At 71.5% G+C, this 583-nt stretch carries 1 protein-coding gene; it reads right to left on the reverse strand.

Translation table 11 applies throughout. The features are described 5' to 3' along the window. Positions 1-113: 113 nt before the first annotated feature. A partial coding sequence (locus I9P22_RS24390) for a sarcosine oxidase subunit gamma (protein WP_199262812.1) occupies positions 114-583 on the reverse strand: 470 nt, incomplete at its 5' end.

The raw sequence follows: 583 nt of genomic DNA on the forward strand, positions 1-583 counted from the left end.
CACCACGCCATGCGCGGCCTTCAGTCCGGCAACCGCCTCCGCAACCCGTGACCGAACACCAGAAGCAAAAGCCTTGCCGTCGATGATCGTGCCGCCATTCCTTGCAGCCATGTTCATGTCCTTTCTCCCTTCAGGCGCCCGGCGGTTTCCCCGAGCGCATGCCAGAGCGCGCCGGCCAGGGACCGCATGCCGATCACCGCCAGCCGGTCCTCGGCCCGGCGGATCAGGAAGACGCTCATGTGATACAGGCCGGTGCGCGTGGCCGAGCCCGGCCCGAAGGCCGCGGCGTCGATGTTCACCAGCTTTTCCAGCAGTGCCCGGATCGGCGCCCCGCCGCGATCCGAGGCGATCTCGAACGCGGTCCAGCCGTCGGTCTGTTCGGTGACCGAGCAGCCCGGCGCCTCGGCTTCCAGCGAGGCAGCGAAATCCTCGGCGGCACGCTCCTCGGCCTCGATCATCCATTGGCCGGGGCCGATCCAGAAGGCGCCGACGCCCTGCCCCGCCTGCCAGGCGCCCGGACCCGGCAGCGCCAGGCCCAGCGGCGCGGGCTGCGCCGCGCCCCGGCGCAGCGCCAGCGAAGCCA

Source organism: Paracoccus binzhouensis (assembly GCF_016446475.1).
In the GTDB taxonomy this organism is placed as follows: domain Bacteria; phylum Pseudomonadota; class Alphaproteobacteria; order Rhodobacterales; family Rhodobacteraceae; genus Paracoccus; species Paracoccus binzhouensis.